The 18,202-nt window shown below is 58.5% G+C and carries 15 protein-coding genes; 8 read left to right on the top strand and 7 right to left on the bottom strand.

Annotated features, from left to right (window positions below):
• Window positions 1-29 precede the first annotated feature (29 nt).
• Genes ACQG1Y_RS12010 through ACQG1Y_RS11980 form a run of 7 tightly spaced genes read right to left on the bottom strand, consistent with a single transcriptional unit; the run spans window position 30 to window position 6,858 of the window.
• Entirely contained in the window at window positions 30-956 is a 927-nt protein-coding gene (locus tag ACQG1Y_RS12010; RefSeq protein ID WP_015570491.1) for an oligopeptide/dipeptide ABC transporter ATP-binding protein, read from the bottom strand.
• Complete coding sequence (locus tag ACQG1Y_RS12005; RefSeq protein ID WP_032671167.1) at window positions 949-1,935, bottom strand: ABC transporter ATP-binding protein; 987 nt, start codon at window positions 1,933-1,935, stop codon at window positions 949-951. The genes ACQG1Y_RS12010 and ACQG1Y_RS12005 overlap by 8 nt, the downstream gene beginning before the upstream one ends.
• A complete protein-coding gene (ddpC, locus tag ACQG1Y_RS12000; RefSeq protein ID WP_006810694.1) occupies window positions 1,932-2,828 on the bottom strand; it encodes a D,D-dipeptide ABC transporter permease in 897 nt (298 codons plus the stop codon). Before ddpC ends, ACQG1Y_RS12005 begins: the two co-directional genes overlap by 4 nt.
• Window positions 2,825-3,847, bottom strand: a complete 1,023-nt coding sequence (locus ACQG1Y_RS11995) for an ABC transporter permease (RefSeq protein ID WP_426736769.1) — start codon at window positions 3,845-3,847, stop codon at window positions 2,825-2,827. The genes ddpC and ACQG1Y_RS11995 overlap by 4 nt, the downstream gene beginning before the upstream one ends.
• Window positions 3,848-3,870: 23 nt before the next feature.
• The gene (locus ACQG1Y_RS11990) at window positions 3,871-5,403 is read right to left on the bottom strand and encodes an ABC transporter substrate-binding protein (RefSeq protein WP_003857078.1); all 1,533 of its coding nucleotides are present in this window, start codon (window positions 5,401-5,403) and stop codon (window positions 3,871-3,873) included.
• Window positions 5,404-5,418: 15 nt separating this feature from the next.
• Entirely contained in the window at window positions 5,419-5,991 is a 573-nt protein-coding gene (gene ddpX / locus ACQG1Y_RS11985; RefSeq protein WP_017382319.1) for a D-alanyl-D-alanine dipeptidase, read from the bottom strand.
• Window positions 5,992-6,003: 12 nt separating this feature from the next.
• On the bottom strand, window positions 6,004-6,858 hold the full coding sequence (locus ACQG1Y_RS11980) for a MurR/RpiR family transcriptional regulator (RefSeq protein WP_414234713.1): 855 nt from the start codon (window positions 6,856-6,858) through the stop codon (window positions 6,004-6,006).
• A gap of 267 nt (window positions 6,859-7,125) precedes the next feature.
• Between ACQG1Y_RS11980 and ACQG1Y_RS11975 the strand changes: the two genes are divergently transcribed.
• The 8 genes from ACQG1Y_RS11975 (at window position 7,126) to ACQG1Y_RS11940 (ending at window position 18,108) form a co-directional block, all read left to right on the top strand.
• Complete coding sequence (locus ACQG1Y_RS11975) at window positions 7,126-8,601, top strand: alpha/beta hydrolase (RefSeq protein WP_063866943.1); 1,476 nt, start codon at window positions 7,126-7,128, stop codon at window positions 8,599-8,601.
• An 87-nt stretch (window positions 8,602-8,688) separates the two neighbouring features.
• Entirely contained in the window at window positions 8,689-9,900 is a 1,212-nt protein-coding gene (locus ACQG1Y_RS11970; RefSeq protein ID WP_032669855.1) for a diguanylate phosphodiesterase, read from the top strand.
• A gap of 88 nt (window positions 9,901-9,988) precedes the next feature.
• Window positions 9,989-10,885: an aminoimidazole riboside kinase gene (locus tag ACQG1Y_RS11965; RefSeq protein WP_032648360.1), complete on the top strand. Its 897-nt coding sequence runs from the start codon at window positions 9,989-9,991 to the stop codon at window positions 10,883-10,885.
• A gap of 171 nt (window positions 10,886-11,056) precedes the next feature.
• Window positions 11,057-12,574, top strand: coding sequence for a carbohydrate porin (locus tag ACQG1Y_RS11960; RefSeq protein ID WP_023303760.1), 1,518 nt, complete (start codon window positions 11,057-11,059; stop codon window positions 12,572-12,574).
• 66 nt (window positions 12,575-12,640) lie between these two features.
• Entirely contained in the window at window positions 12,641-14,011 is a 1,371-nt protein-coding gene (locus tag ACQG1Y_RS11955; protein ID WP_017382323.1) for a sucrose-specific PTS transporter subunit IIBC, read from the top strand.
• Window positions 14,011-15,417, top strand: a complete 1,407-nt coding sequence (locus tag ACQG1Y_RS11950; protein ID WP_063413298.1) for a sucrose-6-phosphate hydrolase — start codon at window positions 14,011-14,013, stop codon at window positions 15,415-15,417. Before ACQG1Y_RS11955 ends, ACQG1Y_RS11950 begins: the two co-directional genes overlap by 1 nt.
• Window positions 15,418-15,445: 28 nt before the next feature.
• Window positions 15,446-16,462 (top strand): LacI family DNA-binding transcriptional regulator, encoded by a 1,017-nt coding sequence (locus tag ACQG1Y_RS11945; RefSeq protein ID WP_017693400.1) that lies wholly within the window; start codon window positions 15,446-15,448, stop codon window positions 16,460-16,462.
• Window positions 16,463-16,557: 95 nt separating this feature from the next.
• Window positions 16,558-18,108, top strand: a complete 1,551-nt coding sequence (locus ACQG1Y_RS11940; protein ID WP_368740410.1) for a methyl-accepting chemotaxis protein — start codon at window positions 16,558-16,560, stop codon at window positions 18,106-18,108.
• The last annotated feature ends 94 nt before the right edge of the window (window positions 18,109-18,202 follow it).

The raw sequence follows: 18,202 nt of genomic DNA, 5'->3' as shown, positions 1-18,202 counted from the left end.
TCAGGCCGGGCAAATGCCCGGCTTATTTTTTAACGGTTACGCCAGCAGCGTACGCTTCGGTCTCCGGCTGCGGGCTGAAGCGGCTGCGGCCGTTCGCATCCTTCAGCTGCCAGCGGGCAGCGGTCGCGGAAGTAGCAGCCATCGGGCAGGCGGCGATTACCGGGGAGATCGGTTTTGCGTAATGCCAGATCTTCGTCCAGCGGTTCTCCGGTACGGGGAACGGAGTCAAGCAGCAGCTGCGTATACGGATGCCGTGGCTTGCCCAGCACCTGGTCCGCCGGACCCAGCTCCACGATCTGCCCCAGATACATTACCGCCACCCGGTCGCTCATGTGACGAACCACCGACACGTTGTGCGAGATCAGCACGTAGGTCAGATTTCGCTGCTGTTGCAGGGCAACCAGCAAATTGAGGATCTGCGCCTGGACGGAAATATCCAGCGCGCTGGTGGGTTCATCCAGCACGATGATGTCCGGATCCGAAGAGAGCGCCCGGGCAATAGCGATGCGCTGGCGCTGTCCACCCGAAAACGCATGCGGCAGGCGGTCAAGATATTCCGCCCGAATGCCCACCTGCTGCGCCAGCGTCTCAGCCAGCTGACGACGCTCCCGTTCGCTGCGGCGTTGCTGTATCCACACCGGCTCGGTAATGATGCGCCAGACGGGTAAACGCGGGTCGAGGGACGAGAGCGGGTCCTGAAATACCATCTGCATACCGCCTGCCGCATTCGCGCGCTGACAGGCACCGGTACTCGGTTTGAGCATGCCCATCAGCAGCTGCGCCAGCGTGCTCTTTCCACAGCCGGATTCCCCCACAACGCCCAGCGTTTCGCCGCGATGGATCCGGAGATCCATGCCGTTGAGGGCGTGTACCTGCTCCGTCACGCGCCCCAGCCAGTTTTTGCGCGCAGGAAAATTCACATGCACGCTATCCAGTTCCAGCAGTACCTCAGACATGGCGTCTCTCCTGTTGTGGGTACCAGCAGGCAGCCTGCTGGCCTTCTGCGCCCGTGGAAATTAAGCGCGGCGTTTCGCTGCATTTCGCCCCGGCAGCAAAACAGCGTTCGCGAAAGGCACATCCGCGCGGGAGGTGGCTGAGGTTAGGCACCGTGCCGGGAATGGCCGGGAGGATCTCGCGCGGTTCACCATTTTCCGGGGCACACCGCAGCAGGCCAATCGAATAGGGATGCACAGGATGGTGGATCAAGGTCTGCGTGCTGCCGCTTTCGATCACGCTGCCCGCGTACATAACGTACATCCGGTCACAAAGCTGCGACACCACCGCCATATCGTGACTGATAAACAGCACCGACGTCCCGCTGGCGCGCGCTTTGTGTTTCAGCAGACGCAGCACCTGACGCTGAACGGTCACGTCCAGCGCGGTGGTCGGCTCATCGGCAATGATCAGCTCCGGCTCGCAGGAGAAGGCAAGGGCGATCATCACCCGCTGGCGCATACCGCCGGAAAGCTCAAACGGATAGCGATCCATCACCTGTGCCGCATCCGGGATTTGCATCTCGCCCAGCAGGGCGATCGCCTTCTGCTGCGCGTCGCGGCGGGAAAGCGACTGATGCTGGCGGATCACCTCCACCATTTGCCTGCCAATCCGGCGCGTGGGGTTGAGCGCCGTCATCGGCTCCTGAAAAATCATCGCCACCCTGGCGCCGCGCCACTGACGAAGCTGTTTTTCCGACGCGTTCAGGACATCTTCCCCGAGGAGCGTGACCCGTCCATGGTGAATATGGTAACTGCCTTCCGGCAGCAGGCGCATCGCCAGCATCGCGGTGACCGATTTTCCCGAGCCGGATTCGCCCACCACGCCGACAATTTCACCCCGGCCAATCTCCAGCGAAACGTGGTTGAGCGCGTGGACGTCACCGCGAAAAATGGGGAAGCTCAGGTGCAAATCTTCAATTGATAATACGGAATCACTCATGACTGCTTCCCTCCTGATTTGGGATCCAGCAGGTCGCGAAGACCATCGCCAAACAGATTAAACCCAACTGCCGTGATCAGAATTGCCGCCCCCGGAAACGCGCAGTACCACCACTGGTCAAGCACGTAGTTACGCCCCACGGCCACCATCGCGCCCCATTCGGCGGTGGGTTGCTGCGCGCCTAATCCAATAAAGCCCAGCGTGGCGGCCATCAGAATGGCGCTGCCGATATCCAGCGACGCCTGTACGATCAGCGGCGGCAGGGCGTTACGCAGGATATGCCAGCTGATCAGGTGCCAGCGCGATGCGCCAAAGGTGCGGGCGGCCTGCACGTAGGTGAACTGGCGCACCACCAGCGTTTGCCCGCGTGCCAGCCGCACGTAAAACGGAATGCGTACAATCGCAATCGCCAGCATCGCGTTAAACAGGCTTGGGCCGAGCGCGGCGGCCAGCGCCATCGTCAGCACCAGCGAGGGGATGGAGAGCATAATGTCCATGATACGCATAATGATGGCGTCGCCGCGTCCGCCGAGTACGCCGGACAAACAGCCGAGCAGAGAACCGATGCCGCCCGCAATCACCACCACCGCCAGCCCCGCCGTGATGGACTGCTGGCTGCCCACCAGCACGCGGCTGAACAGATCCCGGCCCACCTCATCGGTGCCAAACCAGTGCTGGGCTGAAGGCGCCTGCAATCGCGCGGTCAGATCCAGCGCGTTCGGATCGTGCGGGACTATCCACGGCGAGACCACCATCATCAGTAGCATCACGATCATAATCACCCCACCGATCAGCGTGAGCGGGCTTTTGCGTAACATCCAGAACAGCTTTGCCCAGTTGATGCGCTGTTTGGCGGTGCTGACGGGGACGGGCGTTTCCTGAGTTAACATCATTCGGCACCTCCGCGCCCGATTCGCGGGTCGATCCACAGATACAGCAGATCCACCACCAGATTGACGAAGACATAGGCCAGCGATACCACGACCGCGAAGCCCATGACGGCAGGGAAGTCCAGCGCCTGAATGGAGGTCACCACCCAGGCTCCCATTCCCGGCCAGGCAAACACGGTTTCGGTAAGGACTGCCCCATACAGCAGATCGCCCAGCGCCAGCCCGAGCACGGTAATGGAGGGGATCATGGCGTTGGGTAAGGCGTAGCGCAGCACGATGTACCAGCCCGGCAACCCGCTCGCGCGGGCGGTACGAATATAATCCTCGCTCAGCTGCTCCAGCATCGCGGAACGCACCTGACGCGCCACAATACCCAGATGCACAAAGGCCAGGGTCAGGGAGGGTAGAATCAGGTGCTGTAGGGCGTTGAAAAACACCTCGCCGTTGCCTTCCAGCAGGGCGTCCAGCAGATAAAAGCCGGTAACGTGGGCAGGCGGATCGAGCCAGTCGTCCAGCCTGCCGCCGCCGGGCAGAATTTGCAGTTGCCCGTAGAACAGAACGATTACCCCCAGTCCCAGCCAGAAGGCAGGCGTCGAGATGCCCGTCATCGCCATCAGTCGCACCAGGTGATCCAGCCAGCGGTTACGGTACACCGCCGATAAAATGCCCAGCGGCACGCCAATCACCAGCGCCAGCAGCAAAGAGCAGAAGGCCAGCTCCAGCGTGGCGGGGAAAAAGGCTTTCAAATCTTCCGCAACGGGGCGACCGGTACGAATGGAGGTGCCCAGATCGCCGTGCGCCAGCGCCTCTACATAGCGGCCAAACTGAATATAGAGCGGTTGATCCAGCCCCAGCTGCTGGCGGATGCCCTGCACGATTTCATCGCTGGCGCGGTCACCGGCCAGCAGGCGGGCCGGACCGCCGGGGATCAGGTGTGAAATAATAAAAGTAATAATACAGACACCGGCCACCACCAGGATTAACCCCCAGCAGCGCTGGCGCACGATGCTCCAGAACGTCATACACTTCCCCCCGGCGTGGGCCGTTACTTACTCATGGTGGCGATGTTAAAGACCTGCTCAAGCATCGGATTAAAGGTGAAGCCTTTGACCTCTTTGTTCATCGCCAGCTGGTAGTTCTTCTGGAACAGATAAACGTAAGCCGCCTCGTCAATCACCACTTTCTGCGCCTGCTGGTAATCTTTGGTGCGTTCCGCCTGATCGGTGGTTTTCAGTGCCGCCTGCAACAATGCATCGACCTCTTTGTTCTCATAGAATGAGCGGTTACCCGGCAGCCCTTTTTTGTCCGATTCGAACCAGTAGTTCATGAACATGTACGGGTCAGCGAAGTCCGGGCTCCAGTTACCAATCGCAATGTCATAATCACCTTTGCCGACGCGGTCGCGCATGGTGGCGTTCGCCAGTTTCTCGAGCTTGACGTTAATCCCCAGCTTGCCCAGGCTCGCCTGCGTGGAGAGGGCGATAGGCTCCCAGTTCGGGTCGTTATCGGAGTAGAGGAACGTCAGGCTGGCCGGTTTATCGTTGACTTTCTCCAGCGCCGCTTTGGCCTTAGCCTCGTCAAAGCTGTACTGCATGGCGTTCGCATCGAAGCCCCACATGCCCTCCGGGATCGGGCCGCGCATCTGCTTGCCGTTCCCGCTGAGAATGCCTTTCACCATCCCCTGATAATCGGTGGCCCAGGAGACCGCGCGGCGCAAATCCACCTGATTCATCGGAGGCTTACTGTTGTTCAGATAGAGGTAGGTCACCCGCAGGGACGGGTATTCCGCCACGGCCACTTTGCCTTCCTGCTTCAGAGCGGCAAGCTGATCCACCGGCAGGGCGTCGGCGATATCCAGATCGCCACGGGAAAGTTGCAGGCGACGCGAGGCGCTTTCACCGATAATCTTCACCGAGACGCGCTTGAAGTGCGGCTTTTCACCCGGCCAGTGTGGGTTGGGCACCATCACCAGCTGCTGACCTTTCCGCCAGCTTTTCAGCATAAACGGTCCGGAACCCGCGGTGTTTTGCGCCAGGAAACCGCGCGCGTCGTCGGCGGCATTCGCTTTCAGCACCGCCGGGTTGACGATCGACGCGCCGTCATTGGCCAGCGTGTAGAGGAACGGGGCGAACGGCTGGCTGAGGGTGAATTTCACCGTATGCTCATCCACCGCGTCCACTTTCAAATCTTTCGGGAACGCTTCGGAAGGTCCCTGATTAATTTTCAGCAGACGTTCAAACGACAGCTTGACCGCTTCGGCGGTCACCGGCGTGCCGTCAGAGAATTTTGCATTATCTGCCAGGGTGAACGTCCACTCTTTCTGGTCGTCAGACGCCTTCCAGCCCGTCGACAGATCGCCTTCCACCTCCGTGGTGCCAGGCTTGTATTTCACCAGACGCTGGTACGAGGGGTAGGTCACCGTCCAGTCGTTGTTATCGATAGTGACCGCCGGATCCAGCGTTTGCGGATCGGCAGCTTTCCCAATCACCAGCATATCTTTTGGCACCGCCGCCAGCGCGAGAGGGGCGCTCAGGGCGAGCGTAGCGGCAATCAGGGTTGTAAGCAGCGTAGTTTTCATGGCCGGGCTCCAGAATTAGAGTGAGTGTGTGGTCGGATAACAGGCGAACTGGTCATCTAACAGCGGGTAGCTGGCGGCGTTCGGCAGTTCGAAATGCCACCACTCGCTGCTGATGCCCACAAAACCGCCGCCGTACATCACGGCGTTCAGGAGCAGACGATTTCGCTGCGCCTCGGGCGGAACGGAAGGGTGCCAGGCATGAGAACGGTCGTGCATTTCGTCAAACCCGGCGCCCATATCCAGCACGTTGTCGTGTTCATCCATCAGCGTGACGTCAATGGCGGTGCCCCGGCTGTGGTTAGAGCCAATTGCGACATCCACCACGTATTCCGGATTGGGGCAGGCATCCCAGAGTTGCGACTGCGCCTGCTGGGGGCGGTAGGCGTCGTAAACCACCAGCTTCAGACCGGCCAGCGCGGCGATGCTGATCGCTTTCGCCAGCGCGGTGGCGGCATCCGTATGCAACAGGCACGCGGCGTGCTGGTAGATCGGGCGGCCAGTGATGTTATCGGCGGTCGCGTATTTCAGATCGATATGCAGCGTGGGAAAGGTTTTCGCCACATCAATCAGTTGACTCTCTTCAGGCATAGCTCCGCTCCTTTAGCGTTCAAATTGACCAAACTCTTGTTGTAGTTGTCGGTTGATTGCCAGACGTTCCGGCAGCGCATCGCCCAGCGCCTCCACAACGCCCGACAGCAGCAGGTTGAAGAGACAGCTCACCGGCGCCAGCGAATCCCAGAAATGGCCGGTATCGGTCTTCACCTGGAGTAAATCAATCGGATAATCCCGCGCCCACGGGCACCAGATATCGGTGATCAGCGCCATCGCCAGGCCTTTTTCGCTCGCCACGCGGCAGTACTGGCGGGCAATGGCGGAGTAGGCGCGGGTATCCGTCAGCACGATATACGGGTTCGCAAAGCCGGAGTTAAGCGACTCCACCCAGCTACCGGAGAGTCCTTCGGAATAGCTCACCCGCGGGCGCAGATACTCCAGATGGCTGAAGAACGCATTGGCGATCCCGCGCGTGGACTGGATCCCCAGCACGAAGACGGCGTCGGCATGGGTAAGTTGCTGGACCACCTGCCTGAACGTTTCGCTTTGCGCCAGCTGGTAAACATGGGCAATGGCGTCCACCTCCAGCGACAGGGAGTGCTGAAAGCGATCCGACAGCGGCTGTTGCTGCTTCCAGGAGTCGAGACGCTCGTTAATGCCCCAGGGCTGGTGGGGATCGCGCAGGCTTTTTTTGGCGTCGTCCAGGTTGCGATAACCCAGCTTGCGCAGAAAGCGTCCGACGGTGATCCCGCTGGTGGCCGTGGCCAGCGCCACGCTCTCTGCCGTTTCAAAGGGGATCTGCCCGACGTGCGCCAGCATCCAGCTTGCCACCCGCTTTTCGCTCGGGGTGAGCTGGCTAAAGGTCGCTTCGATACGGCTCAACACCTCAGGTTTGGTCGTCATACCGCCTCGCTGTTAACTGGCTGTCAAAGGCCGGGATTCTGTTACCGGATTAACAATGCAGGACGCGTGCCATGTTCACATTGCGACGAAAACGCGCTGTGCAGCAAAGTTAATGCAATATTTGTTTAACAGGTGCTCAACATTTGTGCAGCGTAGTTCACTTTTGGTGCAGTGTCCGGCCTGAGCGGTATCTATTTGGTGAATACGTCAGCCTCTTCACATTTTTTGGTAAGATAAACGCTCTGTGGATAAGGGAGGGAGCCTCACATGGCGAATTTGCCCTGGCGGGTCAGCGTGCGCCTGATGGCTCTCGCAAAAAAAATAGCGATGGTCATCGGGATCATTGTGCTCGTGCTGCTGGCGGTGCGGGTTTATCTTTCGCAGCAGGGGCCGGCCCTGCATCACTGGCACACCTGGCGGGCTGACGAAATGTCCGTGCAGGAGATGGATAACGCGACCTTCGCAGCGTATGTCGCGCGGGAAAACGCCATCTTCACCGCTCTCGATGCTGAGGTGACGGCGAAAGTCACCCCCGCAGAGCGCACGCCGCTGAACCGTTATTACCGCCAGAGCCTGGTGTGGCCAGGACACTTTTCCCCGGATGCAAACCGGTCATTCGTGCTGATGCCTGCCGGAAAGCCGCGCGGGGCGGTGGTATTGCTGCACGGTCTGACGGACTCGCCCTACAGCGTCAGGCATCTGGCAGAGAATTATCAACAGCACGGCTTTGTGGCCGTAGTGCCTCGTTTGCCCGGACACGGCACGGCGCCGGGTGCCCTGACAGACGTTGACTGGGAGGCGTGGCTGGCCGCATCGCGCCTTGCGGTTCGTGAAGCGACACGCCTGACGGGGAACGATCTTCCCCTGCATCTGGTGGGCTACTCCAACGGCGGGGCGCTGGCGATGAAATACGCCCTCGACGCTCTTGATGCGCCTGAACTGCGTAAACCTCAGCAGATCGTTTTGCTCTCACCGATGATTGGCGTCACGGCGTTTGCGCGCTTTGCCGGATTCGCCGGGCTACCGGCCATGTTACCGGCGTTTGCCAAAGCCGCGTGGCTCAACATTTCGCCGGAATATAATCCTTATAAATATAATTCGTTCCCGGTGAATGCAGCACGTCAGTCCTGGCTGCTTACCCAGGCGCTGCATGAGCAGATAAACCGCGATGTTCATGATCACAAACTGGCGCAGCTTCCGCCGGTACTGGCGTTTCAGTCGGTCATGGATTCAACGGTCAGTACCCGCGCCGTGGTTAGCGGGCTGTTTGACCAGCTTCCGGCAAACGGCAGCGAACTGGTAGTTTTTGATATCAACCAGGCCGGGAGTTTTCGTCCACTGTTCAGGCCATCATCCTGGACGGCGGTGGCTGACCTGCTGCCCGGGTCAAAAAGGCGTTACAGTGTCACAATTGTGACCAATGCCAGCCCCGACAGGTTTGATATGGTGGCAAAGACGACGCCAGCGGGTAGCACCCGGGAAACGGTGATGCCGCTGTCGGTCGCGTATCCGCAGGAGGTTTATTCCCTGTCGCATGTTGCTATTCCGTTCCCGCCTGATGACGATCTGTATGGCCGCCATCCTGAGGTGAAAAACCACTACGGTATCAGCCTGGGGACGATAGCCCTGTGGGGAGAAACATCGGTTCTGAGCGTCGGCAAAGATGCGCTGATGCGGGTGACGTCGAATCCGTTCTACGATTATATGCAGACGCGGATCGATAGCCGTATCGGGGAGAATTAAGCCCGACGTGGAATAGATTAGGTCACACCGGGGAACTGTGTTAAACAGTACCGTTCAGGCATATACCCCATACCGGACCCCGTTTCTGTGCTGACAACTCTTATTTATCGAAGCCAGCTGAGCTTAACCTGCACCTCCGCAGCGTTAAGCGCGCTGGTTGAACAGGCCAGGATCCGTAATACGGAGCAGGGCATCTCAGGCATTCTTCTCTCCCGTGGACGTGACGTTCTACAAATTCTCGAAGGCACGGAACAGCGCGTCGTCGCGCTTTTTAACACCATCCGTGCGGATGACCGGCATACCGGCGTGGTGGAGCTGATGCGCGATTACGGCCCGCGCAGACGTTTCGAAGACGTGGGAATGCTGCTGTTTGACCTGGACGTTCAGACCCCGAAAGCGGTTCTGGCGTCGGTTCTGCATTACAGCAAGCTGGAAAGCTATCTGACTTCTGAGGATCGGGTCTTCAAATTTATTCAGACCTTTATCACCGGCAAAACCGCTATCCCACCCGCTTCGGACTATGAGCCTGATAAATGGACGCTTTCGCGAGAGCGCGCGCCGTTTGGTAAAGGGTTAGGTCTGCTGGCGGGACAGCCCTGCCAGTTTGCGCTGCAACCCATTGTCGAGCCGTCCGAAGGCAAAATCAGTTCTCTCGAAGCGCTTATACGCGGAAACGACGGCGGCAGCCCGGAGCATTTCTTCCGTAGTCTCGATCGTGAACAGATTTACGAAGTCGACCTGCAAACCAAAGCCTGGACCTTTGCGCTGGCGCAAAAGCTCGGCATCGGCAGCCACAAACTGGCGGTGAACCTGCTGCCAATGTCGCTGGTTAACGTGCCGGGCGCGGTAGAGTTCCTGGTAACGCAGATCAAAAAGTACAATCTACAGCCTGAGCAGGTGGTCATTGAAGTCACTGAGAGCGAGATGATTTCCGGCTTTAACCAGTTTAACAGCGCCATTAAACAGCTGCGCGCGGAAGGGGTTGGGCTGGCGATAGATGATTTTGGTTCCGGCTATGCTGGTCTTTCACTGCTCACCCGGTTTCAGCCGGATAAGCTCAAAATCGACAGAGAGATCGTCAGCGATATCCACCTGAGCGGGCCCAAGCAGGCGATTGTGAAGTCGATAATCAGCTGCTGCACCGATCTGGAGATTACGCTGGTCGCAGAAGGCATTGAGAAGATAGAAGAGTGGTGCTGGCTTGAATCCGCCGGTATTCGCCGCTTCCAGGGCTTTTTGTTCGCCCGCCCGCAGCTCAATGGCGTGGGTGATATTCACTGGCCCCATCGGGTGGGTTAAGCAAATTTTCCCTCGCCATATTTCCCCGACACCCTGCCTGTGTTTAAATAGCTAAACCGGTTTAACATGATTTAGCTAAGAAGGTGATATGGAGACGATCTGGGTACTTGGCGATGCAGTGGTGGATCTGTTGCCCGACGGAGAGGGCAAACTGCTGCAATGTCCTGGCGGCGCACCGGCCAATGTCGCGGTAGGGGTAGCGCGTCTGGGCGGCAGAAGCGCCTTTATAGGCCGGGTGGGCGACGACCCCTTCGGGCGTTTTATGCAAAAAACGCTTGCGGATGAGCAGGTTAATACAGAATGGCTGCGCCTGGACCCGCAGCATCGCACCTCCACGGTGGTGGTGGATCTCGATAACGACGGTGAACGTTCCTTTACCTTTATGGTTCGCCCGAGCGCTGATTTATTCCTCGACTCTGCCGATCTCCCGCCATTCCGCGCCGGGGAGTGGCTGCACGTCTGCTCTATCGCGCTCAGCGCCGAACCCAGCCGTTCCGCGACGTTTCAGGCGATGTCCGCTATCAGACTGGCGGGGGGATTTGTCAGCTTTGACCCCAATATCCGCGCCGATCTCTGGCATGATGAAGTCGAGCTGCGTCAGTGTCTTGAGCGGGCATTAGCCTGTGCAGATGTGGTGAAAATTTCGGTGGAAGAGCTGGCGTTCTTAACCGGAAATGCGCAGGTCCATGAGGGGCTGGCGGCGCTGATGCGCACCTGTCCGGCCAGGCTGGTGCTGGTGACGCAGGGAAAAGAGGGCGTAACCGCCTGGCAGAAAGGCGCGTTGACGCACTATCCTGCATCACCCGTGGAATGCATTGATACCACCGGCGCGGGGGATGCTTTCGTCGCCGGGCTGCTGTTCGGTCTGGCTCGTGATGGCCAGGCCCGTCTTTCAGAGGTCATCACGCTGGCGCAGCGCTGTGGGGCGCTGGCGACAACCGCAAAAGGGGCAATGACCGCGCTGCCTTATCATCACGAACTGTAATTCACCTCTCCAGGCCTCCGGTCGGCGGCCTGAATTGTCGCCTCGATCACACTTACTAAAACGGTTTAGCAAAAAACGTTGCCGATCCAAAATTCAACGGTTTAGTATCATCAGCCTAAACCGGTTTAGCAATTTAGCACTTTCACCGATAGTTATTAGGGATGCGACAAAATGTATAAAAAACGCAGACTTGCCGTGATGATAGGCATGCTGGCCGGGAGTACCTCTGTTTTTGCCCAGACGGATATGACACGTATCGAAGCGCGCCTGGCAGCGCTGGAGCAGCGTTTGCAGGAGGCGGAAACCCGCGCGCAGGTTGCTGAAAAGCGCGCCACGGCAGCGGAACAGAAAACACAGCAGCTGGTGGCTGCGCAGCAGGAAGCGCAAACCTCCACACAGGCGGTGGCGCAACGTACCACGGTGCTGGAAGAAAAAGCCGACCGGACAGGCGGTTTTGAATTTCACGGTTACGCCCGTTCCGGCCTGCTGATGAACGACGCGGCCTCCAGCAGCAAAAGCGGCCCTTATCTGACGCCCGCCGGGGAAACGGGCGGGGCCATCGGGCGTCTGGGGAACGAAGCGGATACCTACGTTGAGCTGAATGTTGAGCACAAACAGACGCTGGAGAATGGTGCGACGACGCGCTTTAAGGCGATGCTGGCCGACGGCCAGAAAACCTATAACGACTGGTCGGCAGACAGCAGCGACCTGAACATTCGTCAGGCCTTTGCCGAGCTGGGCAATTTGCCTGACTTTACCGGTGCGCTGAAGGGCAGTACCTTCTGGGCGGGTAAGCGTTTTGATCGCGACAACTTCGACATTCACTGGCTGGATTCCGACGTGGTGTTTCTCGCCGGGACCGGCGGCGGCGTCTACGACGTGAAGTGGAACGATACGCTGCGCAGTAACTTCTCCCTTTATGGCCGTAACTTCGGCAGCGAAGAGGAGATCGACAACAACGTTCAGAACTACATCCTCAGCATGAATCACTTCGCCGGGCCGGTGCAGATGATGGTCAGCGGCTTACGGGCAAAAGATAATGACGACCGTAAGGACAGCAACGGCGATCCGATTAAAACCGACGCGGCCAATAACGGGGTACATGCGCTGGTTGGTCTGCATAACGAGAGCTTCTACGGCCTGCGGGAAGGTTCCGCCAAAACGGCGCTGCTTTACGGCCACGGTCTGGGCGCCGAGGTGAAAAGCATTGGTTCAGACGGCGCGCTGCTGTCAGAAGCCGATACCTGGCGTTTTGCAAGTTACGGTGTCACGCCGCTGGGCGGTGGCTGGCACATTGCGCCCGCCGTGCTGGCGCAAAGCAGTAAGGACCGCTACGTGAAGGGCGACAGCTATGAGTGGGTCACGCTCAATACGCGTCTGATCAAAGAGGTGACCCAGAATTTCGCCCTCGCGTTCGAAGGCAGCTATCAGTACATGGATTTAAGCCCGGAAGGCTACAAGGATCGCAATGCGGTTAACGGTAGCTTCTACAAGCTGACCTTCGCCCCGACGTTAAAGGCGGGCAAAATTGGCGATTTCTTCAGCCGTCCGGAGCTGCGCCTGTTCGCCACCTGGATGGACTGGAGCAGCAAGCTGGATAACTACGCCAGCGATGACGCCTTTGGCAGCAGCGGCTTCAACGCGGGCGGGGAATGGAACTTTGGGGTGCAGATGGAAACCTGGTTTTAACCCTTCACGCTCCCGCATCGCGGGGGCGTTTCGAACACCATAAAAAGAGGTCAGGAAGAGGTATCTATGGATTTTAATCATATTGCGCGCGAGCTTATTCCGCTGCTCGGTGGCAAAGAGAACATTGCCAGCGCGGCACATTGCGCCACGCGCCTTCGTCTGGTGCTGGTCGATGATGCGCTTGCCGACCAGCAGGCTATCGGCAAGGTTGAAGGCGTGAAAGGCTGTTTTCGAAACGCCGGGCAGATGCAGGTGATCTTCGGCACCGGGGTGGTGAATAAGGTTTACGCCGCGTTTATTCAGGCGGCAGAGATTAGCGAGTCCAGTAAATCGGAAGCGGCGGATATTGCGGCCCGCAAGCTGAACCCGTTCCAGCGTATCGCGCGTCTGCTCTCCAACATCTTCGTGCCGATTATCCCGGCGATCGTGGCCTCGGGTCTGCTGATGGGCCTGCTGGGGATGGTTAAAACCTACGGCTGGGTTAATCCGGATAACGCGCTCTATATCATGCTGGATATGTGCAGCTCGGCGGCGTTTATTATTCTGCCGATCCTGATTGGCTTCACCGCCGCGCGGGAGTTTGGCGGCAACCCGTATCTGGGGGCAACGCTCGGCGGCATCCTGACTCATCCGGCGCTGACCAACGCCTGGGGCGTAGCGTCCGGCTTCCACACCATGAACTTCTTCGGTCTTGAAATCGCCATGATTGGCTATCAGGGAACCGTCTTCCCGGTGCTGCTGGCGGTGTGGTTTATGAGCATTGTGGAAAAACAGCTGCGCCGGGCGATCCCGGATGCGTTAGATCTGATCCTGACGCCGTTCCTGACCGTCATTATCTCCGGCTTCATTGCGCTGTTGATTATTGGCCCGGCGGGACGCGCGCTGGGCGACGGAATCTCCTTCATTCTTAGCACTCTGATTGCCCACGCGGGCTGGCTGGCCGGGCTGCTGTTTGGTGGGCTCTATTCGGTGATTGTCATTACCGGCATTCACCACAGCTTCCACGCCATTGAGGCCGGGCTGCTGGGTAATCCGTCGATTGGCGTTAACTTCCTGCTGCCGATCTGGGCGATGGCGAACGTGGCGCAGGGCGGGGCGTGTCTGGCGGTGTGGTTCAAAACCCGCGATGCCAAAATCAAAGCCATTACCTTACCGTCGGCGTTTTCCGCGATGCTGGGCATCACCGAAGCGGCAATTTTTGGCATCAACCTGCGTTTTGTGAAGCCGTTTATCGCGGCGCTGATCGGTGGTGCGGCGGGCGGTGCCTGGGTGGTGTCGGTGCATGTCTACATGACCGCCGTTGGCCTGACGGCACTTCCCGGCATGGCGATTGTCCAGGCCAGCTCGCTGCTCAACTATATAATCGGCATGGTGATTGCCTTTGGCGTGGCGTTCACCGTCTCTCTGCTGCTGAAATATAAAACGGACTCTGAATAATGACCTTATCTTCCCGCTGGCCTGCCGTGTTGCAGGCCGTTATGCAAGGCCAGCCGCGTGCGCTGGCGGACAGCCACTATCCGCAGTGGCATCCCGCACCGGTGACAGGGCTGATGAACGATCCGAACGGGTTTATCTGGTTTGCCGGGCGCTACCATCTGTTTTATCAGTGGAACCCGCTGGGCTGCGATCATCGCTACAAGTGTTGGGGGCACTGGAGCTCAGCAGATCTGGTGCACTGGCAGCACGAGCCAATGGCGCTGATGCCTGACGAAGAGTATGACCGCAATGGCTGTTACTCCGGCAGCGCCGTGGATAACAACGGCGTGCTGACCCTGTGCTATACCGGCAACGTTAAGTTTGACGATGGCGGCCGCACCGCCTGGCAGTGTCTGGCGGTGCAAAATGACGATGGCACGTTTGCCAAACTGGGACCGGTGTTGCCCCTGCCGGACGGGTACACCGGGCACGTCCGCGATCCGAAAGTATGGTGGCATGACGGGCTGTGGTACATGGTGCTCGGCGCGCAGGATCGACAGCAGCGCGGCAAGGTGCTGCTGTTTACGTCAGCCGATTTACACACCTGGGCGTCCTGCGGCGAAATCGCCGGTCACGGCGTCAACGGACTCACGGACGCGGGCTATATGTGGGAGTGCCCGGATCTGTTTGAGCTTGATGGCACACACGTCTTGATCTGCTGCCCGCAGGGGCTGGCGCGCGAACCGCATCGCTATCTCAACACCTATCCGGCCGTCTGGATGCGTGGGGTATTTGATTATCAAACGCCTGCATTTGCGCACGGCGAGCTGCATGAGCTTGACGCCGGTTTCGAATTTTACGCGCCGCAAACCACGGTGGCAGAAGATGGCCGCCGCATCCTCATCGGCTGGATGGGCGTGCCGGACGGCGAAGAGATGCTCCAGCCTACGCGGGCGCACGGCTGGATCCACCAGATGACCTGTCCTCGCGAGCTGCGCTACCGCGACGGTAAGCTCTGGCAAACCCCGGTTCGTGAGCTGGAAACGCTGCGCGAGGATGAACATCACTGGCAGGGACGCGCCAGCGATGCCCCGGTGCTGGCGGGAGCGCGTCTTGAGTTCGAACTGAGCGCATCGAGCGTGAACGTGGATTTTGCCGGCGCGTTGCGGCTGATTGTGGATGATGAGGGGATCCGCCTGGAACGCGCCAGTCTGAAAACCACAGACACGCTGACCCGCTACTGGCAGGGCAATGTTCATCATTTACGCGTGCTGTGCGACTGTTCCAGCGTCGAAATTTTCATCAATCACGGTGAAGGCGTCATGAGCAGCCGCTATTTTCCTGACCATCCGGCCCAGGTACGCTTCGAAGGTGCGTCCGATATCACATTACGCTACTGGTCGCTGCGCAGCTGCATGATAGAATAGAGGTTTTGGCAGCCGGATCTAAGTCGTTGTGAGAAAAACAAAACGCGTCACCATTAAAGATATCGCGGAGCTCGCGGGGGTATCAAAAGCCACCGCCAGCCTGGTTCTGAACGGCCGCAGCAAAGAGCTTCGGGTGGCGGAGGAGACACGCGAGCGTGTGCTGGCGATTGCCAAAGAACATCATTATCAGCCCAGCATTCACGCCCGTTCGCTGCGGGACAACCGCAGCCACACCATTGGTCTGGTGGTGCCGGAAATCACCAACTACGGGTTTGCCGTTTTTTCTCATGAGCTGGAGACCCTCTGCCGCGAGGCGGGTGTTCAGCTGCTGATCTCCTGTAGCGATGAAAATCCCGGCCAGGAGACGGTGGTGGTCAATAACATGGTGGCCCGCCAGGTGGACGGGCTGATTGTCGCCTCCAGCATGCTCAACGACGCGGACTATCAAAAGCTGAGCGAACAGTTGCCCGTTGTACTCTTTGACCGTCATATGAACGACAGTTCTCTGCCGCTGGTTCTCACCGATTCAATTACCCCAACCGCCACACTGGTGGCCGACATTGCGCGCCAGCATCCGGATGAGTTCTACTTCCTCGGCGGTCAGCCGCGGCTTTCCCCGACGCGTGACCGTCTTGAAGGGTTTAAGCAGGGGCTGCGTGACGCTGGCGTCGAGTTACGTCCGGAGTGGATCATTCATGGTAATTACCATCCGAGCTCCGGCTACGAAATGTTTGCCGAGCTTTGCGCACGCCTGGGCCGCCCGCCAAAAGCCCTTTTTACCGCCGCCTGCGGTCTGCTGGAAGGGGTGTTGCGCTATATGGGGCAACATAATCTGCTGCAAAGCGATATGCGTCTGGCCAGCTTTGACGATCACTATCTCTATGATTCTCTGACCATTCCTGTCGATACCGTTCGTCAGGATAACCGCCAGCTCGCCTGGCACTGCTTTGATCTGATTGGCAAACTGATTGAAGGGGAAACGCCGGAGCCGATCCAGCGTAAGCTGGATGCCACCCTGCAACGGCGATACAAGGCCGTAGAGTGACAGGGTAACGTCTGAGGGTGACATCAATAACTTTAATTAATTAAAGATTGGATTCAGCCGATAACCAAAGGGAAATTATATCCCTGAGGTGTGTTATGTCGTTGAAAAAATCATCCCTGATTATCCTGTTTTCCCTGCTTTTCTTCTTTGTGGCCAGCACTATCACCAGCGTTGGGCTCATCATTAAAAGTAATACTTCGCTGGATAATGTGAACAAAGAAATTCAGGTGGTTCTGTCCATTATTGATCCCATTAACCACAGCCGAACCCTGCGGGTCAGGGTTATGGAGTATGTGAAAATGGTGGAAGCGGGGGACGCTACCGATCTGTCTGCGAAACTGGCCTCGGTTAAAGAGGCGCTGACCAAAGCCGATAGTGCATTTTCGGCGTTTATGGCCTCGCCGCGTTTGCCGGACGAAGCCCCGCTGGTCACTGCCTACCAGGAGGCGTGGCAAAACTACCGTAACCAGGGACTGGCGCCTCTCATCGCCGCTGCCGCTGCTCACGATGTGTCGCGGTTCAACGCTCTTATTCCCGTGGTGTCTCAACTCGATCGCCAATATGAAATTGTGCTCGATCAGGTTCTCACCGTTCACCAGAAGTACGCCAAAACGCTGAACGAGGATGCGAGCCATAATTTCGTGTCGGGTCTGGTTATTATCGCCTGCATTGCGGTGCTGTTCGTGGTGGTGATCTTCGCCGTCAGCCTGCTGATGAAACGCGTGGTCTTTGCGCCGGTGAACCTGGCGCGCGAGCACTGTCGCCAGATTGCGGCCGGGAAGCTGGACGTACCGGTACCGATCAAGCGTGATTCCGGGAATGAAATCGATCACCTGATGTCCTCGATGGAGCAGATGCGCCAGGCGCTGCTCTCCACCATTTCTCAGGTGCGCGATGCCAGCCACACTGTGACGCATGCGGCGCAGGAAATTGCCTCCGGCAATATCGACCTGGCCTCCCGTACCGAGCAACAGGCTTCGGCCCTGACCCAGACGGCCGCCAGCATGGAAGAGCTGAGCGCAACGGTGGCGAATAACACCGACAACGTTTTCCAGGCCGGTAAGCTGGTGCAGGATGCCGTGAAAAATGCCCATACCGGTGAAGCGGTAACCCGTGAAGTCATCGAAACGATGAATACTATCGCGTCCAATTCGAAGCGTATTGAGGACATCACCAGCGTCATCAACAGCATTGCTTTCCAGACTAATATTCTGGCGCTAAACGCGGCCGTTGAAGCGGCGCGTGCTGGCGCGCAGGGGCGAGGATTTGCCGTGGTAGCAAGTGAAGTGCGCACCCTGGCACAAAAAAGCGCGGTGGCGGCGAAAGATATCGAAAGCCTTATCGCCCAGTCTGTTTCCAGCGTGAAAAACGGTGCACAACTGGTGAATCGTTCGGGAGAGGTGATTGATTCTATTATCAGCTCTGTGAATAAAGTGCATACGCTGATGGAACAGATTTCGGTTGCCTCAGAAGAGCAGAGCCGCGGGATTGGTCAGGTTGGGCAGGCCGTAACGGAGATGGACGGTGTGACCCAGCAGAACGCGGCGCTGGTGCAGCAATCCGCCGCCGCCGCCGCCTCGCTGGAGGAGCAGGCGCAGCAGCTGTCCCAGAGTATCTCGAGCTTTAGTTTGCCTGCTACGGCGTGATGTTCAGAGAGGCTCCTGAGGGAGCCTTTTTAATGTCTGCATGTAGCCGCTGCACAATCTCCTTCAGCCATTACTGTTATCCGTACAAAGCCGC

Source organism: Enterobacter cloacae complex sp. 397G4 (genome assembly GCF_050031515.1).
Classification (GTDB): Bacteria; Pseudomonadota; Gammaproteobacteria; order Enterobacterales; family Enterobacteriaceae; genus Enterobacter; species Enterobacter hormaechei_C.
Note: the sequence above shows the minus strand (reverse complement) of the source record. Positions and strands in the feature narration are given on the sequence as shown.